Origin of the sequence: Leeuwenhoekiella aestuarii (genome assembly GCF_004104055.1) — a bacterium.
GTDB lineage: Bacteria > Bacteroidota > Bacteroidia > Flavobacteriales > Flavobacteriaceae > Leeuwenhoekiella > Leeuwenhoekiella aestuarii.
Map to the genome: position 1 here is coordinate 915,151 of NZ_QOVJ01000001.1, position 18,105 is coordinate 933,255.

Here is an 18,105-nt window from a genome sequence, read left to right on the forward strand (position 1 = left end):
ATAAAACTCTTCTCTATGCGATCAAGATTTCTACCAATTATCTTACTTTTTAGTTTTCTGCTAAATGTTCAAGCGCAACAATCGGCTACTTCGGAAAATGCTTTACAGGAAACACTGACTTTAAAAGAGCAAATGCTCGAAAATTCTCTAGTAAAAAATATTCCTTTTAAAAATATAGGACCTACTATAATGAGTGGTCGTGTGGTTGATATAGAGGTTAATCCTGAAAACAGTACAGAATTTTATGTCGCGTATGCGACAGGAGGTATCTGGCACACCGTGAATAACGGAAATACCTTTGAATCAGTTTTTGATAGTGCACCTACTCAAAATGTAGGTGATATTGCAGTAAACTGGACAGATGGTATAATGTGGGCGGGAACCGGAGAGACGATTTCATCGCGTTCTTCTTATGCCGGAATCGGTATTTTAAAAAGTACGGATAATGGCAAAACATGGGAACAAAAAGGACTTTTAGATGCCCATCACATCAGCGATATTGTTCTTGATGCATCGAATCCTGATGTTGCGGTTGTGGGTGCTTTGGGTCATTTGTATTCACCTAACGAGCAGCGCGGTATTTTTAAAACAACAGATGGCGGTGACACTTGGGATAAAAAATTATATATAGGTGATGAAACAGGAATTATATGTCTTGCTGAAGCCCCAGATAATCCCGATGTAATGTATGCTACCGCCTGGGACCGGGAGCGCATGGCTTGGGATTTTAGAGGGTCTGGTGAGAATTCCGGGATTTACAAATCTACAGATGCAGGAGATAGTTGGGAGTTAGTGACTACCGGTAATGGATTTCCGCAGGGAGAAGGGGTTGGTCGAATTGGTGTGGCGGTTGTTGATGAGAATACCATATATGCGATTCACGATAGTCAGTTTATAAGAGAGGAATCAAAAGAAAAAAATGAAGAGAAGGGAGACGAGTCTTTAGAACCTGAAGTTTTTAAGACGATGACTAAAGCCACTTTTTTAGCTTTGGATGAGGAGTCGTTGAGTGATTATTTACGTAATAATCGCTTTCCGAGGCAGTATGATGCTAAAAAGGTTTATAAGATGATAAAAAGCGATGAGCTGAAACCGGCTGATCTGTTCTTATACACTTATGATAAAAATGCTTCTGAATCTAAAGGAGAAGTAGTAGGCGCCGAAATTTACCTTTCTGAAGATGGTGGAGCTACTTGGAGTAAAACTCACGAAGGCTATATTGATGATTTTTTCTATTCTTATGGTTACGTTTTTGCAGAGATGGATGTAAACCCTCAGGATAAAAATGAAATTTACTTAGTTGGTGTTCCACTTATAAAATCTACAGATGGCGGGAAAACGTTTACCTATATCAATGAGCCCAATGTACACGTTGATCATCATGTGATTTGGGTTGACCCTAAAATGCCAGACCATTTGATTAATGGTAATGATGGTGGACTCAATATGTCTTACGACGCCGGAAAGAGTTGGTCAAAATTAAACTCGATGCCACTGGCGCAATTTTATGCGATAAATGTAGATTATGAAAAGCCCTATAATGTGTATGGGGGTTTACAGGATAATGGTACGTGGAAGGGGCCACATACCTATTCTTACTCTAAAGATTATGAGGCTGATGGTCAATACCCCTATAAATCCATAGGTGGTGGTGATGGTATGCAAGTGCAAATTGATCGTCGCAACAGCAATATAGTTTATGCAGGTTCACAGTTTGGGTATTATAATCGCGTGAATCTGGAAACAGGAGAGCGTCAATTTATAAAACCCAGTCATGATGTAGGTGAAGCTCCGTATCGATTCAATTGGGAAACCCCTATTCTGCTTTCTTCTCACAATCAGGATATCTTATACATGGGCGGAAATAAGCTGATGCGTTCTATGAATCAGGGTGATGATTGGACGGCGATTTCTCCAGATCTCACAGCTGGCGGAAAAAAAGGAAATGTACCCTACGGGACCTTGACAACAATTAGTGAATCTCCTTTTCAATTCGGTTTAATTTATACGGGTAGTGATGATGGTTTGATTCAGGTGACACAAGATGCCGGAGGAAGCTGGAGCGTTATTTCAAAAACGCTTCCTCAGGACTTATGGGTGAGTAAGGTTACAGCTTCGGCACATAAAAAATCTAGAGTTTATGCTACGCTAAACGGATATCGCTACGACGATTTTGCGCCTTATGTTTATGTAAGTGAGGATTATGGAAAAAGCTGGAAAGACATCAGCGGAAATTTACCCCTGTCTCCTATTAATGTAATTATTGAAGATCCAGTAAAAAAAGATATTTTTTATTTAGGTACAGACGATGCAAGTTATGTGAGTTTAAATAAAGGAAACACCTGGCAATTATTAGACGGAAGTATGCCTAATGTAGCGGTTCACGATATGGTTGTTCAAACCGAAGCAAACGATCTGGTTGTGGGTACTCACGGAAGATCAATTTACATTACTAATCTTAATGATATTCAAAATTTTGATTCTCAAAAAGCTGAAAATTTACAAGTTTTTAAAGTTGACCCAGTAAATTATTCAACAAATTGGGGGCGTTCTTGGAGTGCGTGGAGTTCAGCAAATACTCCTGAGATCACTTTCGGTTTTTATACACCACAAAGTGGAAATGCCACAATAACTCTTAAGAGCACAGGGGGTAAAACCTTAAAGACTTGGCAGGTTGATGTGAGTAAAGGCTTTAATTATAGTTCTTACGATTTGAGTATTTCAGAATCAGGTAAGAAATATTTAGAAAAAGAAATTAAAGATTTACAAATTGAAAAGGCTCAAAATGGAATTTTTTATCTTCCGCCCGGCTCTTATGAAGTTGAGATTAAAGCGGCAGGAAATACAGAAACTACAGCTCTAAAAGTAGAAGAGGGAAGTCGTCGCAGAGATCGTGCTGAGGCAGCTGCAAATGCACCAGAAGAAGATTAAATAGGATGGAGCTGAACTTAAGTATACCGGCATTGCTGTTTCCGGCAATATCACTAACTATGCTAGCTTATAATGCCAGGTATTTAGCAATAGCAGCATTAATTAGAGAGTTGCACAAGCGGTATCAGAACCAGTCATCGAGTCCCGTAAAAAAGCAAATCAAACAATTGCGCAAACGTCTGGGCATTATAAAAGCTATGCAGGCGATGGCGATCGTGAGCTTTCTTCTGGCCGTAATCACGATGTTTCTAATCTACATTGAAAAGTCAATTTGGGCTAATATTTTCTTCGGGATCAGTTTGATAGCGCTTATTGTTTCTTTGACATTGTCTTTTATAGAAGTGCAATTAAGTACTCAGGCACTTGAAATTCAGTTGAATGACATGGATGATTGAATGGGTTTACAAATCAGTTTAACTTGAATTTAATCGACTGGTTAGTTATTTATTTTTCTGGTTCAGAAAGCGTTTAGGTTTTATCAATAGCACACTTGATTCCAATTCTTTGTTTAAGGGAACTCTTATATTTCAAAGGTTTTCGTGTGAACTCTTAAACATTTTCGGCTTTATTTAAAACCATTCCAAAAGGGGGGGTAAAGTTTGTGAAACAACCTGCTGAGCCGTATTTTTGTGCCACTAAATAAAAAACGTAATTAAATGGGAATCATTTCCTCTTCTATCGCCCGAAAAGTTGCCATGGCACTTTCAGGTTTGTTCCTTGTATTGTTTTTAGGTCAGCATTTTACAATTAACCTCACGTCGACCTTCAGTCCTGAAACATTTAATGAGTTTTCTCATTTTATGGGAACCAATTTTCTGGTACAGGCAATTCTTCAACCCGTGCTAATTTTTGGGGTTATTTTTCACTTTGTGATGGGTTTTATTCTTGAAATACGTAACCGTTCTGCTCGTCAGATCAGTTATGTGAGCTATAAGGGTAGTGCAAACTCTAGTTGGGTAAGTCGTAATATGATTTATTCAGGTATAGTAATTTTAGCCTTTTTAGGGCTTCACTTTTATGACTTTTGGTTTCCGGAAATCGCTTACAAATATATTGAAGGTAACCCGGCTGATGCTACCCGTTATTATGGGGAGTTGGTTGAAAAATTCCACAGTCCTGTAAGAACAGGTTTGTATGTGCTTTCGTTCATATTCTTAGCGCTTCACCTGTATCACGGTTTTGCGTCTTCGTTTCAATCAGTTGGCTTCAATAACAAATACGCGACAGCTTTAAAGAAATTCGCAAAGGTTTATGCTATAGTTATTCCTGCAGGATTTATTTTCATCGCGTTGTTTCACCATTTTAATCACTAGACGATGTCAGAATTAAAATCAAATATACCAGAAGGACCACTTGCAGATAAGTGGACTCAACATAAAAACGATATCAATCTCGTTAACCCGGCTAACAAACGTAATATAGATGTTATCGTTGTGGGTACCGGTTTAGCAGGTGGTAGTGCAGCTGCAACTTTAGCAGAATTGGGCTACAATGTAAAGACTTTTTGCTATCAGGATTCTCCGCGTAGAGCACACTCTATTGCTGCTCAGGGAGGTATCAACGCGGCAAAGAATTATCAGGGAGATGGGGATTCTAACTACCGTTTATTTTACGATACTGTAAAAGGTGGTGACTACCGTTCTCGTGAAGCAAACGTTTACCGTCTTGCGGAAGTTTCAGGTAACATTATTGACCAGTGTGTTGCACAAGGTGTGCCTTTTGCACGAGAGTATGGGGGGTTATTAGATAACCGTTCTTTTGGTGGAGTTTTGGTTTCCAGAACATTTTATGCTAAAGGACAAACCGGTCAGCAGTTGCTTTTAGGAGCATATTCTGCGATGAACCGTCAGATCAACCGTGGTAAGATAAAATCATTCAACCGTCACGAGATGTTAGATCTTGTTTTGGTTGATGGTAAAGCGAGAGGTATTATAGCTCGTGACTTAGTTACCGGTGAGATAGAAAGACATGCTGCTCACGCAGTTGTTTTAGCTAGTGGAGGTTATGGTAATGTGTTCTTCCTTTCTACTAACGCAATGGGAAGTAATGTAATGGCAGCGTGGAGAGCGCACCGTCGTGGAGCATATTTCGCAAACCCTTGCTATACGCAGATTCACCCAACGTGTATTCCGGTTTCTGGAGATCATCAGTCAAAATTGACGTTGATGTCAGAATCTTTGCGTAATGATGGTCGTATCTGGGTTCCTAAGAAGAAAGAAGATGCGATTGCAATTAGAGAAGGTAAAAAGAAACCTACTGATCTTTCTGAAGACGAAAGAGATTATTATTTAGAGCGTCGTTATCCTGCTTTTGGTAACCTGGTTCCTCGTGATGTAGCTTCAAGAGCTGCAAAAGAACGTTGTGATGCCGGTTTTGGCGTTAACAAAACAGGAGAAGCAGTTTACTTAGATTTCTCAAGTGCGATTGAGCGCTACGGAAAAGAAAAAGCATTTACTTCAGGGCATAAAAATCCTTCTAAAGAAGAAGTGATTAAGCTTGGTAAAGAAGTGGTAGAGGCTAAGTATGGTAACTTATTTCAGATGTATGAGAAAATCGTAGATCAGAATCCATATGAAACTCCAATGATGATTTATCCTGCAGTTCACTATACAATGGGTGGTCTTTGGGTAGACTATAACTTACAAACCACAATACCGGGTTGTTATGCAGCAGGAGAAGCAAATTTCTCTGATCATGGCGCTAACCGCCTTGGAGCTTCAGCATTGATGCAAGGTCTTGCAGATGGATATTTTGTACTGCCATACACAATAGGAGACTACCTTTCTAAAGATATTAGAACAGGAAAAATTCCAACAGATTCTCCAGAATTTGATCAGGCAGAAAAAGATGTACGCGACCGTATGCAAAAGCTTATGAATGGTAGCGGACAGCATTCTGTAGATTATTACCATAAGAAATTAGGTAAGATCATGTGGAATAAATGTGGAATGGCTCGTAATGCAAAAGAGCTTCAGGAAGCAATGGATGAAATCGCTGAATTACGTGCAGATTTCTGGGCAAACGTAAAAGTGCCAGGAACGTTAGATTCTAAAAATGCGGAGCTTGAAAAAGCCGGAAGAGTAGCAGATTTCTTAGAACTAGGTGAGCTTTTTGCTAAAGATGCATTCACTAGAAATGAATCTTGCGGAGGTCACTTTAGAGAAGAGTATCAAACTCCAGAAGGTGAAGCTTTACGTGACGATGAGAATTTTAGTTTTGTATCTGCTTGGGAATATAACGAGAATCCACGCGAAGCAAAACTGCATAAAGAACAGTTGACCTTTGAGAATATCGAGGTTAAAACACGTTCATATAAATAATAATTAAAAGATAACTTTTACTATGAAGTTAACACTGAAAATATGGCGTCAGGAAAACGCTAAGGCAAAAGGAGCGATGAAGACCTATCAGATAGATGGGATTGAGGGCGATATGTCTTTTCTTGAAATGCTTGATGTTCTTAACGAAGAGCTTATAAATAAAGGAGAAGTTCCTGTAGAGTTTGATCACGATTGCCGCGAAGGTATTTGCGGAAGTTGTTCTTTGCAGATTAACGGTGAGCCTCACGGGCCAGACCGTTTAGTAACTACCTGCCAGTTGCACATGCGTAAATTTAATGATGGAGATACCATCGTTATTGAGCCGTTTAGAGCAACTGCATTTCCGGTAGTAACAGACCTTATTGTAGATCGTACTGCTTTTGATCGTATTCAACACGCAGGTGGTTATATCTCTGTGAACACTTCAGGTAATACTATTGATGCAAACAGTATTCCGGTAAATAAGCACGATGCAGACGACTCGTTCAACGCAGCTACATGTATAGGTTGTGGCGCTTGTGTTGCTGCTTGTAAAAATGCAAGTGCGATGTTATTTACTTCGGCTAAAGTTTCTCAATATGCATTGTTGCCACAAGGTCAGGTTGAGGCTGTAGAACGTGTAGAAAATATGGTACGCCAGATGGATTTGGAAGGTTTCGGAAATTGTACAAATACCGGGGCTTGTGAGATAGAGTGCCCTAAAGGAATTTCTTTAGAAAACATCGCTCGTATGAATCGTGAGTACTTAAGCGCTACCTCAAAAGGATAAAAATTTCGCAAAGCGGAAATCATAAAAAACCCCTGATAGTTTTTAAAACTATCGGGGGTTTTTAGTTTTATTAGTCTTCAAATTATGAGAAATCCGGTTAGTTATGTTTTATCCAAACAACCACTCCACCACATCATTCATCTTAGCGACGCGTATGATAGTAATACCATAATTATTCTTAGGAACTTTGCAGTATTTTGAAATCATTATCGTGCCAAAGCCAAGCTTTTCAGCTTCTAGAATGCGTTGTTCTACACGAGTTACCGGTCTTATTTCGCCAGCTAGACCCACTTCCGCTGCAAAGCATATATCTTTTGCTACCGAAATATCTTCATTACTTGATAATATAGCGGCAACTACAGCGAGGTCAATCGCAGTATCATCTACTGAAATTCCACCGGTTATATTTAAAAACACATCTTTAGCCCCAAGTCTGAATCCCGCACGTTTTTCAAGCACTGCCAAAATCATATTGAGACGCTTAGCATTGTAGCCCGTAGCACTGCGCTGTGGGGTGCCGTAAACTGCGGTACTTACCAAAGCTTGTATTTCTATCATTAGTGGACGCATGCCTTCTAAAGTTGCAGCAATGGCCGTTCCGCTTAAGTCCTCGTCATTTTTAGAAATTAGAATCTCAGATGGATTGGAAACCTCTCGGAGTCCACTTCCTTGCATTTCGTAAATACCCAACTCATTTGTTGAGCCAAAACGGTTTTTGTGTGCTCTCAGAATTCGATAAACATGGTTGCGGTCACCTTCAAACTGTAGAACAGTGTCTACCATATGCTCCAGGATTTTAGGCCCGGCAATGTTTCCGTCTTTAGTGATATGACCAATTAAAATTACCGGCGTAGCGGTTTCCTTGGCAAATTTAATGAGCTCTGTGGTAGTTTCTCGTATTTGTGATATGCTTCCTGCTCCGCTTTCTATGTAGTCGCTGTGAAGCGTTTGAATAGAGTCTATGATTACGATATCAGGTTCTACCTCTTCAACTTGCTTAAAAATGTTTTGAGTTTTGGTTTCCGTTAGAATGAGGCAGTTATCAGCATTTGGATTTATACGTTCTGCGCGCATTTTAATTTGTTGTGCACTTTCTTCTCCAGAAACATAAAGGGTTTTATAAGGAAGGGTCAATGCAATTTGTAGCATTAGCGTACTTTTCCCGATACCGGGTTCGCCTCCTAGAAGCGTCAAAGAGCCGGGAACCAAACCACCACCTAAAACCCGATTCAATTCTTTGTTTAGCGTGTTTAATCTGGCATCTTTAGTGGTGTCAATCTCCCGAATGCGTTGGGGTTTTGCCACACGTTTTGAAGTGGGCACTTCGGTTTTCCAGCTTGATTTTTCTGCTTTTTGTATAACTTCTTCTGCGATGGTATTCCATTCTTTGCAGGAGGTACACTGCCCTTGCCATTTTGCAAATTGTGCACCGCAATTTTGACAGAAAAAAGTGGTTTTAGTTTTTGCCATTAATATCCAAAATCATCTTTAATTTGCTGCGCTCGGGCAACAAGTATATCTTTATTAATATCTCCAATTTCTTTAAGAACTAGCGCTCCTTCATACGTACGCAATGCTTTTTTAGGTTCCCCGTTTCCTTCGTAAGATCTTCCTAAGTAGTAAGCTCCCAGAATCGTTTCGGGGTATTCTTTACGGGCTAGTTTGCCTAAATTTTCAAAGCCATCCCAATCTGATTTTTGCTCTAGAGCAGCAGCTACAGCAATAAAGTCATTAATGCGGATCTGATCTTTTAAACCGAAAAGATTTTCGATAATCGCATATTTTTCAATCAGATAATTATACGGAGAATCAGATTTGAGTATAACATCTGTAAACTCTTTTTTAGTAACCGGTCTGTATACTGAAAATACCTTTCCTAGGGCATTCGGGATCGCACGGCCAACTAAAGAATAATGCGTAGCGTCGTCAAAATCGTCAAAATAATAGTGAAACTTATCATTTTCTATGGCTTTTAGAGACTGGTCTAATGCGAGCACATCTTCCCGTAGCGATTGAATGTCTTCACTTGCGGTGGCTTGATAGTAAAAAATTTGTTGTTCGATGCGGCTCAAAACATTAGTAAGGCGCTCTGCCATTTGAGGTGCTAAATCTGGACTTAACGAAATATACGCATTAAACAGTGGTGGATTTTTCATCAAATAATAGTTGGCAAAACCTGCTGTAGCATCGTGCCCAACGATTACATTAAAAGGAGCAAGCCGGTATTGTTTATTCAGCCAAGGAAATAATTCCATTCCTATAAATTCAAAAAAATCGGCACTCTGGTTTGTAGGTAAAAAATTAGTCTCGTCGTACACTGAATCATCCATTCGGTTAGGTTGCATAATACCTACAACTATAGCTTGAGGCATATCTTCCCAATAGCTGTAGTAATCTGCACTACCGGCAACCGGTTCAAAAAGATAATCGCCATCTAAAGTGATGATTACGGGGTAACTTTTGTCTTTGTTTGCTTCGTAATTTCGCGGCAGCTGAATCTTTACATTTCTCGGTTCATTAAATTTAACCGAAGGCACAGATTCATAAATTACTTGTGCCTGGAGGCTGCTGTAAAAAAGCAGGAATAGAAGTAGTGTTTTTTTCATGGAGAATAAATTTGGGAACGTGAATTTAGTCATTATGCTTAAGTATTCCTTAAGCTTTAACGTGCCGGATTCAATTATGCTGTAAAAGCTATTTTTTCTGATTGTAAAGAGGAAGGAGGAGAAAAGACAGAGCTCCTAGAATAAGAACTAAAAGGGTTTGTGAACCCCAGACGATCCAGCCAAAAGCTTCGCCGCCCTGTTTGCTGTAACCGAAGAAAATAAAGAGAGCACCAATGGCGATGGGGTAAACGCCTATCCCACCATTGGTAACCGAAATGGAAAATGAGCCTATAACAAACGCAGCAAGAATTACTCCTGTTGAAGCATCAGCGATCTCAGGAATGGTAAACTTTATGACCCAAAACATCAAAACATACATCACCCAGATAAATAAGGTGTGGGCAATAAAAGCCAGTTTATGTTTCATGTTAAGAATGCTGCGCATACCTTCAACTAGGCCGGTCATAAATTGCTGAATCTTGTGTAAAAATCCACTTTTAGCATTTTTTACAATTTTGAAACCGACCAAGATTCCGCCGACGGCGAGGGCTAAAAAAGCTACCGTGTAAAGCGGATTGATGTTTTGATCGTTAAGGTATTCAAGCAAGGTGTCTGTTTGCAGAAGAATAGCGATAGCAACAACAAGCAAAAGCATTAAAAAATCTGCAATACGTTCTGAAATTATGGTGCCAAAGGCTTTTTCAAAAGGTACCTCTTCGTAAGTTGTGAGTAAAGCACCACGCAGCAATTCGCCACTTCTGGGAATTCCTAAATTGGCTAAATATGCCGCCATGACCGCCATAAATCGATTGGCGAGTTTAGGCTTGTAACCCATAGGTTCTAGTAAAAATTGCCAGCGCCAAGCTCTTGATAGGTGACTTAAAATCCCAAAGAGTAAAGATACTGCGATGTAAAATGGGTTAGCTTGCTTTATATTTTTCCAAAGAATTGCGCGTTCTTCTTCGGTGGCAGAACTCAACGAGTAATAGATGAGAACAATCCCAATTCCTAAAGGGATTATGACTTTAAGAAGCTTTATGAGTGTTTTTTTGCTCAACTTAATTGAGCAAATTGGTTTCTTCATTAGGGAAAACTAATGAAGGTTTAAAAGCTTTTGCTTCATCAACTTCCATAAAAGCGTAGGTGATTAAGATCAAGGTATCACCTTTAGCAACTTTACGGGCTGCAGCACCGTTAAGTGTGACTTCGCCGCTATTGCGCGGTCCGGGAATCGCATAGGTCTCTAAGCGCTCTCCATTTGTTACATTTACGATCTGAACGCGTTCACCTTCAATGATCCCGGCTGCATCCATAAGATCTTCATCTATGGTGATGCTGCCAATGTAGTGCAGTTCTGCTCCGGTAACTTTTACGCGGTGTATTTTAGATTTTACAACGTTAACTAACATGGTGTAAAAATAGGGTTTTTAATTTAGGGCAATATTGTCAATAAGTCTTACTTCTCCTGCAAATACGGCTATAAAAGCTCTGTATTTTTCGCTTTCTTTCTTTGTACTCGCATGAGTAAGGGTTGATGCGTTTGCGATTTCAAAATACTCCAACTCGAGATGCATATTATCTTTAAACTGATGCACTACAAATTTCTGAACTTCATCAACTGTTTGGTCGTTAAAAAGCTCTTTTGCTTGCATTAAGGTTTTGTAAATAAATGGAGAAGCATCGCGCTGATCTTTTGTAAGCCTTTTGTTTCTTGAACTTTCTGCGAGACCATCTTTGTGGCGACTTATAGGGCACCCAATTATTTTTACTGAAAGCGCTTCGATCGCTACTAACTTGTTTATGATTTGTAACTGCTGGTAATCTTTCTCTCCAAAAAATGCAAAATCAGGATTTACAATTTCAAATAAATGTTTGAGAACGGTGGCGACTCCTTCAAAATGGCCTGGTCTAAAAGCTCCTTCCATGACTTGATTAAGTCCGTCAAAACTATAATTAATAGATTCAACCTTAGAGCCATAAATCGTTGTAGTGCTAGGAGCAAAAACAAGTAATTCGGGGTTTGTAGATTCTAAAAACTCAAGATCTCCTTGCAAATCGCGTGGATACGTTTCTAAATCTTTGGGATTATTAAATTGTGTAGGGTTGACAAATACGCTTACCACAACAATATCGCAATTTTTCGAAGCAAAGTTAAATAGGCTTGCATGCCCGCGATGCAGGGCGCCCATGGTAGGTACGAAACCTATTTTTGAGCCATTTTTTTTGTGTTTTGCAACAGCAGCAGAAATTTCTGGTCTATTGGTATATACGTGCATCAGGATTTATTTAACAGGCGGCAAAATTACTATATTACTGGCAATCTGCATAAAATTTCGTAATTTTGCGTGTTTTTTAGCCTTAACAGAAACTTAGAAGCACATTTATGAAAAATAAGAGGATATTGTACGTATCATCTGAAGTTATTCCATATCTACCTGAGACAGAGATTGCATCAATGTCTTTTGAAGTACCGCAAATGGTCAATAGCAAAGGAGGTCAAATTAGAATTTTTATGCCTAGATACGGCAATATCAATGAAAGACGTCATCAGCTTCATGAAGTGATACGACTTTCAGGTATGAATTTGGTCATAAATGATTTTGACATGCCGCTTATTATTAAAGTAGCCTCTATACCTAAAGAGCGTATTCAGGTTTATTTTATAGATAACGAAGAGTATTTTAAACGTAAAGCAACTTTTACTGATGAAGAAGGAAAGCTTTTTGCAGATAATGACGAGCGAGCTATATTCTTTGCAAAAGGTGTTGTTGAAACGGTGAAAAAATTGAATTGGGCGCCAGATATCATTCACGTCCATGGTTGGTTGGCGTCTTTATTGCCTTTGTATTTAAAACAATATTATGCTAGTGAGCCTTTATTTAAACAAAGTAAAATTGTGACTTCTGTTTACAATACAGGTTATGAAGGTGCGTTAAATGAGCAAATGATAGACAAGATTGCTTTTGATGGTATTGATAAAGAAGCTATTTCAGAATTAGAAACTCCTTCTTATGATAACCTTATGAAGGTTGCTATTAAAAATTCTGATGCAGCGATTATAGGTTCGTCTGATTTAAGGGAGGAGCTTACTGCATATTTAAATGCAACCAAAATTCCTGTACTGCCTTACAAGAAAAAAGAAGAGTTTGCTCAGGCTTATGAAGAGTTTTATACCACAAAGGTATTAGACTAAAAAACAAATAAAAAAAGAATGAAATTGAATACGGTGTTGACGAGAACATTAGGAGTACTAATGCTTCTTTTTATCTTCTTTTCTTGTGAAGATGATATACAAGGAATAGGTAGTGGACTGGTGGATGAAAGTAATTTTACTTCTGGTAGTGAGACTTATCCTGTGGTCGCTTATAGCGAGCGTTTTTTTGATTCAGTTGGAGTTCAAACCAATGGGTTTAGTGCGGGAGCTCTAGGATATTATCAAGATTCTATTTATGGTTCCACTAGGGCTTCTACGTTGAGTCAGGTGGAGTTAAGCGTCTATAATTCTACATACGGTACTAATCCGGTTATTGACTCTGTTGTTTTTGAAATGCCTTATTTCAGTACAGAGAGTATTAATAGTGATAATGAGAATGTATACACGCTGGATTCGGTTTATGGTTCTGACCCTATTAAATTAACAGCTTTTAGATCTAACTATTTTTTAAATAGTAATAGTGCTCCTGACTTAGAGAATGGAGCAGTTTATTATTCTGATGATATAGCTGAGTTTAATGGTGTAGAGGGTGATACAATTTTTAGCGAAACCTTTACGCCTTCAAATAGCCCTTTTGTTACCGTTGTGCCGGCTGATTCTGAAGATGAAGATGATACCAGAACAACGCTTTCTCCAAGATTGCGCCTAAGATTAGATCAAAATTCTTATGGTGAGACCTATTGGCAAACAAACATTTTAGATAAGGGTGGTGATGATGAATTGTTCAACCCAAATGCTTTTAGAAACTATTTTAGAGGAATTTATCTAAAAGCAGAGCCTGTATCTAATAAAGGAAGCTATTTTCTTTTTGATAAATCAAATACTAATATTATAATATATTATAAAAACGGAGCAGAAGGTTCGCGTAGATCTGCAAGTCTTACCATGTCGTTTAGAGGAGGGTCTGTTATAGGATATGATAATGACTTTAACGCTTCGATTAAAGCTGAACTTTCTGGCCTAGATAAGGAAAATGGCGAAGAAAACCTTTATTTAAAGGGAGGTCAGGGTAGTATGGCGGTTATAGAACTGTTTGGCCCTGATGATAATAATGATGGTATTCCTGATGATTTAGCTTTTATGCGTACTGAGCAACGTTTGATTAGAGAAGCTAATTTAGAATTTTTTGTAGATCAGGATAAGATTAATTCTTTTGCAGGGAGTTCTGTTTCAGAACCAGAACGTATTTATATCTATAATTTAGAAACGAATCAACCTTTACGAGATTTTTCTGTAGATGCGACCGCTAGTTCTAATGGGGCAATTACAGCAGTTGGAACTACACATTTAGGTCCTTTAACAAGAACTGAAACTGGCGAAGGAATCAGTTATAAAATAAGAATTACTGAATATTTGAAAAGATTGTTAGATGAAGATAATGATAATCCGGCAACAAAACTTGGTGTTGTGGTGAGTCAAAATTTACTTTCAACAGCTACAGGAAGTATAGAAGGAAAAACATCTTCAGATATTCCTAGCCGAGTACCTTATTCTTCGATTATTTCTAATAGAGGTACAATTCTTTATGGAAGTTCTGAAAGTGTTCCCGAAGCCAAACGACTTAAACTGAAAGTTTTTTATTCGGAAGCATCTAACTAGATTTTATGTGTGGAATTGTAGGTTACATAGGTCATAGACAAGCATACCCAATTGTAATAAAAGGGTTGCAGCGACTGGAGTATCGCGGTTACGACAGTGCCGGGGTGGCGGTTTATGATGGAGAGAACATTCAACTCTGCAAAACGAAAGGTAAAGTAGATGATCTAAAAACTAAAGTTGAAACTTCAATAAAGACGGAGGGAACTTTAGGAATAGGTCATACGCGCTGGGCGACTCACGGCGTTCCTAACGATCTGAATTCACACCCGCATTATTCAAATTCTGGAGACCTTGTAATCATTCACAACGGTATCATTGAGAATTACGATGCAATAAAACAAGAGCTTACTAAACGGGGTTACACTTTTCAATCAGATACTGATACCGAGGTCTTGGTAAATCTTATAGAAGATGTGCAGATCAAACAAGGTGTAAAATTGGGTAAGGCGGTTCAAATCGCTTTAAATGAAACTGTTGGCGCGTATGCAATTGCAGTTTTTGATAAGAAAAAGCCTAATGAAATTGTGGTTGCTCGTTTGGGTAGTCCGCTAGCAATAGGTATCGGCGAAGATGAATTTTTTATCGCTTCAGATGCTTCCCCTTTTATAGAATATACAAATAATGCACTTTACCTTGAAGATGGTGAGATGGCTGTTGTGCGTAGAGGTAAAGAGATCAAAGTCTTTAATATTAAAGATGATGCGATTGTAAGTCAGCCTTACATTCAAGAATTAAAATTAAATCTTGAGCAAATTGAGAAAGGCGGTTATCCGCATTTTATGCTCAAAGAAATATATGAGCAACCTCAGGCTATTCGTGACACCTTTAGAGGTAGGATGCGTGAAAATAAGGGCATCGTAAAAATGGCTGGCGTAGATGATCATATAGATAAATTCATCAATGCCAAGCGACTGGTTATTTTAGCTTGTGGAACTTCCTGGCATGCAGGCTTGGTTGCAGAATATATTATCGAAGAACTGGTTCGCGTTCCTGTGGAGGTTGAATATGCTTCTGAATTTCGGTATCGTAATCCAGTTATTGAAAAAGATGATGTTGTAATTGCGATTTCTCAAAGTGGAGAAACAGCAGATACAATGGCGGCTATGAAGCTTGCTAAAGAAAAAGGAGCTTTTGTTTTTGGTGTGTGTAATGTTGTGGGTTCATCCATATCCAGAGAAGCGCAGGCCGGGGCATATACTCATGCGGGTCCTGAGATAGGTGTAGCTTCAACTAAAGCATTTACAACACAGATTACAGTTCTTACGTTACTGGGCTTAAAAGTAGCTAAAGCTAAAGGTCGAATTTCTACCTCAGACTTTCATATGCACTTAGAAGAATTGCGTTTGATTCCTGAAAAAGTAGAGGAAGCTTTAAAGAGCAATGACCACGTCAGAGAGATAGCAGCAGTTTATAAAAATGCTTCTAATTGCCTGTACTTAGGTCGCGGATTTAACTTTCCTGTAGCTTTAGAAGGAGCATTGAAGCTTAAAGAGATCTCTTATATACATGCTGAAGGTTATCCGGCTGCAGAGATGAAGCATGGTCCTATAGCTTTGATTGATGAGCAAATGCCGGTTGTGGTTATTGCTACCCGTCGCGGACATTACGATAAAGTAGTGAGCAATATTCAAGAGATCAAAAGCCGAAAAGGTAAAATTATAGCAATTGTAACCAAAGGTGATGTCACAGTAAAAGAACTCGCAGATCACGTGATTGAAGTACCTGAGGTGATGGATTCTATGTCTCCGTTGTTAACTACTATTCCGCTTCAGCTTTTATCGTATCACATTGCGGTGATGCTGGGTAAAAACGTAGATCAACCTCGTAATCTGGCGAAATCTGTCACAGTTGAGTAATTCCCTATAAGTTAATATTTTCAAGAATTTATTTGTTTTTTAGTTTCCTGAGCATCTGTTGTTTATAAAGGTGATGTGGTTGATTTGCTGTGTTTTTTCAGAACCAAATAAATTCAATAAAAGTCTTTTAGGTTTTTAAATATTAAAAACTATCTTTGCACGACGAAAAAAACGAGGGGTATTTATGTTCAATTTATTTTTTTCGACTACATATTTTGCTAAACATTAAATAGTTAAGAATGTCAAAAGTTACAGGTAAAGTTGCCCAGATTATCGGCCCTGTTGTAGATGTTGAATTTGCAAACAATGCAGATCTTCCTAAAATTTATGATTCGCTAGAAATTACTAAAGCAGACGGAAGCCTTTTAGTACTAGAGGTGCAATCGCACGTCGGTGAAAACACCGTTAGAACTATCGCGATGGATTCTGCTGATGGTTTGAGCAGAGGTACAGAAGTAGTTGCTACTGGTGCTCCTATTCAAATGCCAATAGGTGAAGATGTTTACGGGCGATTATTTAATGTTATTGGCGATGCTATTGACGGTATTGGAAACCTTCCTAAAGCAGGAAAAGATGGTCTTTCAATTCACCGTGAAGCACCAAAATTTGAAGATTTATCAACTTCTACAGAAGTTTTGTTTACAGGTATTAAAGTGATCGACTTAGTTGAGCCTTATGTAAAAGGGGGTAAAATTGGTCTTTTTGGAGGTGCTGGTGTAGGTAAAACCGTATTGATTCAAGAGTTGATTAACAATATTGCAAAAGGTCATGGTGGTCTTTCTGTATTTGCCGGAGTAGGTGAGCGTACTCGTGAGGGTAACGATTTACTTCGTGAGATGTTAGAGTCTGGTATTATTAAATACGGTGAAGACTTTATGCACTCTATGGAAGAAGGGGGTTGGGACCTTACTAAAGTTGATAAGGCTGCTATGAAAGAGTCTAAAGCAACTTTCGTATTTGGTCAGATGAACGAACCACCTGGAGCACGTGCTCGTGTGGCGCTTTCTGGTCTTACTATCGCTGAGTATTTCCGTGATGGAGCTGGAGACAGTCAGGGTAAAGACGTTTTATTCTTCGTAGATAACATTTTCCGTTTTACGCAAGCGGGTTCTGAAGTATCTGCACTTTTAGGTCGTATGCCATCTGCGGTAGGTTACCAGCCTACATTAGCAACAGAAATGGGTGCAATGCAAGAGCGTATTACTTCAACTAAAAAAGGATCTATTACATCTGTACAGGCGGTTTACGTTCCTGCGGATGACCTTACTGACCCGGCACCGGCTACAACTTTTGCCCACTTAGATGCTACTACGTCATTATCTCGTAAAATTGCAGAATTAGGTATTTATCCTGCTGTTGACCCATTAGAGTCTACATCAAGAATTATGTCTTCTGCTGTTTTAGGTGAAGCACACTATAACTGTGCACAGCGTGTAAAAATGACCTTACAGAAATATAAAGAATTGCAAGATATTATTGCGATCCTTGGTATGGAAGAGCTTTCAGAAGAAGATAAGTTGGTTGTAAGTCGTGCACGTCGTGTGCAGCGTTTTTTATCTCAACCTTTCCACGTAGCTGAACAATTTACCGGATTACAAGGAGTTCTTGTAGATATTAAGGATACTATTAAAGGTTTTAATATGATTATGGATGGTGAGTTAGATCACCTTCCTGAAGCAGCATTCAACCTTAAAGGTACTATTGAAGAAGCTATTGAAGCTGGAGAGAAAATGCTTGCAGAAGCATAAAACTGAGTCTACCGTTATCAGTCTCAGTATCAAGTACTGTAAACTGTAACTGTTCTCTGTAA

At 38.8% G+C, this 18,105-nt stretch carries 14 protein-coding genes; 9 read left to right on the forward strand and 5 right to left on the reverse strand.

Annotated features, from left to right (window positions below; all coding sequences use genetic code 11):
• Positions 1-15: 15 nt before the first annotated feature.
• The 5 genes from DSM03_RS04085 to DSM03_RS04105 all read left to right on the forward strand — a co-directional run bounded on the left by DSM03_RS04085 (position 16) and on the right by DSM03_RS04105 (position 7,020).
• Positions 16-2,931, forward strand: coding sequence for a WD40/YVTN/BNR-like repeat-containing protein (locus DSM03_RS04085; RefSeq protein WP_128759732.1), 2,916 nt, complete (start codon positions 16-18; stop codon positions 2,929-2,931).
• A 5-nt stretch (positions 2,932-2,936) separates the two neighbouring features.
• Entirely contained in the window at positions 2,937-3,326 is a 390-nt protein-coding gene (locus DSM03_RS04090) for a DUF2721 domain-containing protein (RefSeq protein WP_128759733.1), read from the forward strand.
• Positions 3,327-3,587: 261 nt separating this feature from the next.
• On the forward strand, positions 3,588-4,244 hold the full coding sequence (locus DSM03_RS04095) for a succinate dehydrogenase cytochrome b subunit (RefSeq protein WP_128759734.1): 657 nt from the start codon (positions 3,588-3,590) through the stop codon (positions 4,242-4,244).
• Positions 4,245-4,247: 3 nt separating this feature from the next.
• A complete protein-coding gene (locus DSM03_RS04100) occupies positions 4,248-6,251 on the forward strand; it encodes a fumarate reductase/succinate dehydrogenase flavoprotein subunit (protein ID WP_073096140.1) in 2,004 nt (667 codons plus the stop codon).
• A 22-nt stretch (positions 6,252-6,273) separates the two neighbouring features.
• Positions 6,274-7,020, forward strand: coding sequence for a succinate dehydrogenase/fumarate reductase iron-sulfur subunit (locus tag DSM03_RS04105; protein ID WP_073096144.1), 747 nt, complete (start codon positions 6,274-6,276; stop codon positions 7,018-7,020).
• Positions 7,021-7,128: 108 nt separating this feature from the next.
• Here DSM03_RS04105 and radA read toward each other — a convergent pair whose 3' ends face one another.
• The 5 genes from radA to panC all read right to left on the reverse strand — a co-directional run bounded on the left by radA (position 7,129) and on the right by panC (position 11,902).
• The gene (gene radA / locus DSM03_RS04110) at positions 7,129-8,490 is read right to left on the reverse strand and encodes a DNA repair protein RadA (RefSeq protein ID WP_128759735.1); all 1,362 of its coding nucleotides are present in this window, start codon (positions 8,488-8,490) and stop codon (positions 7,129-7,131) included.
• On the reverse strand, positions 8,490-9,626 hold the full coding sequence (locus tag DSM03_RS04115; protein WP_128759736.1) for an alpha/beta hydrolase: 1,137 nt from the start codon (positions 9,624-9,626) through the stop codon (positions 8,490-8,492). The genes radA and DSM03_RS04115 overlap by 1 nt, the downstream gene beginning before the upstream one ends.
• An 88-nt stretch (positions 9,627-9,714) precedes the next feature.
• Positions 9,715-10,710, reverse strand: coding sequence for a lysylphosphatidylglycerol synthase transmembrane domain-containing protein (locus DSM03_RS04120; RefSeq protein WP_201740399.1), 996 nt, complete (start codon positions 10,708-10,710; stop codon positions 9,715-9,717).
• On the reverse strand, positions 10,685-11,035 hold the full coding sequence (panD, locus tag DSM03_RS04125) for an aspartate 1-decarboxylase (protein ID WP_128759738.1): 351 nt from the start codon (positions 11,033-11,035) through the stop codon (positions 10,685-10,687). Before panD ends, DSM03_RS04120 begins: the two co-directional genes overlap by 26 nt.
• Before the next feature lie 18 nt (positions 11,036-11,053).
• Positions 11,054-11,902, reverse strand: coding sequence for a pantoate--beta-alanine ligase (panC, locus tag DSM03_RS04130; protein WP_201740400.1), 849 nt, complete (start codon positions 11,900-11,902; stop codon positions 11,054-11,056).
• Between the two features lie 107 nt (positions 11,903-12,009).
• Between panC and DSM03_RS04135 the strand changes: the two genes are divergently transcribed.
• From DSM03_RS04135 to atpD, 4 genes are all read left to right on the forward strand, one after another.
• On the forward strand, positions 12,010-12,819 hold the full coding sequence (locus tag DSM03_RS04135) for a glycogen/starch synthase (protein ID WP_128759739.1): 810 nt from the start codon (positions 12,010-12,012) through the stop codon (positions 12,817-12,819).
• Between the two features lie 18 nt (positions 12,820-12,837).
• On the forward strand, positions 12,838-14,439 hold the full coding sequence (locus DSM03_RS04140; protein ID WP_128759740.1) for a BamH family beta-barrel-assembly machinery protein: 1,602 nt from the start codon (positions 12,838-12,840) through the stop codon (positions 14,437-14,439).
• A 5-nt stretch (positions 14,440-14,444) separates the two neighbouring features.
• Positions 14,445-16,295, forward strand: a complete 1,851-nt coding sequence (glmS, locus tag DSM03_RS04145; RefSeq protein ID WP_128759741.1) for a glutamine--fructose-6-phosphate transaminase (isomerizing) — start codon at positions 14,445-14,447, stop codon at positions 16,293-16,295.
• Positions 16,296-16,534: 239 nt separating this feature from the next.
• A complete protein-coding gene (gene atpD / locus DSM03_RS04150; protein WP_073096162.1) occupies positions 16,535-18,043 on the forward strand; it encodes a F0F1 ATP synthase subunit beta in 1,509 nt (502 codons plus the stop codon).
• Positions 18,044-18,105: the final 62 nt, after the last annotated feature.

Bases quoted from the DNA above. Each gene is read 5' to 3' on its own strand.
- DSM03_RS04085 (WP_128759732.1), top strand. From the start codon at position 16: ATGCGATCAAGATTTCTACCAATTATCTTACTTTTTAGTTTTCTGCTA.
- DSM03_RS04090 (WP_128759733.1), top strand. From the start codon at position 2,937: ATGGAGCTGAACTTAAGTATACCGGCATTGCTGTTTCCGGCAATATCA.
- DSM03_RS04095 (WP_128759734.1), top strand. From the start codon at position 3,588: ATGGGAATCATTTCCTCTTCTATCGCCCGAAAAGTTGCCATGGCACTT.
- DSM03_RS04100 (WP_073096140.1), top strand. From the start codon at position 4,248: ATGTCAGAATTAAAATCAAATATACCAGAAGGACCACTTGCAGATAAG.
- DSM03_RS04105 (WP_073096144.1), top strand. From the start codon at position 6,274: ATGAAGTTAACACTGAAAATATGGCGTCAGGAAAACGCTAAGGCAAAA.
- radA (WP_128759735.1), bottom strand. From the start codon at position 8,490: ATGGCAAAAACTAAAACCACTTTTTTCTGTCAAAATTGCGGTGCACAA.
- DSM03_RS04115 (WP_128759736.1), bottom strand. From the start codon at position 9,626: ATGAAAAAAACACTACTTCTATTCCTGCTTTTTTACAGCAGCCTCCAG.
- DSM03_RS04120 (WP_201740399.1), bottom strand. From the start codon at position 10,710: ATGAAGAAACCAATTTGCTCAATTAAGTTGAGCAAAAAAACACTCATA.
- panD (WP_128759738.1), bottom strand. From the start codon at position 11,035: ATGTTAGTTAACGTTGTAAAATCTAAAATACACCGCGTAAAAGTTACC.
- panC (WP_201740400.1), bottom strand. From the start codon at position 11,902: ATGCACGTATATACCAATAGACCAGAAATTTCTGCTGCTGTTGCAAAA.
- DSM03_RS04135 (WP_128759739.1), top strand. From the start codon at position 12,010: ATGAAAAATAAGAGGATATTGTACGTATCATCTGAAGTTATTCCATAT.
- DSM03_RS04140 (WP_128759740.1), top strand. From the start codon at position 12,838: ATGAAATTGAATACGGTGTTGACGAGAACATTAGGAGTACTAATGCTT.
- glmS (WP_128759741.1), top strand. From the start codon at position 14,445: ATGTGTGGAATTGTAGGTTACATAGGTCATAGACAAGCATACCCAATT.
- atpD (WP_073096162.1), top strand. From the start codon at position 16,535: ATGTCAAAAGTTACAGGTAAAGTTGCCCAGATTATCGGCCCTGTTGTA.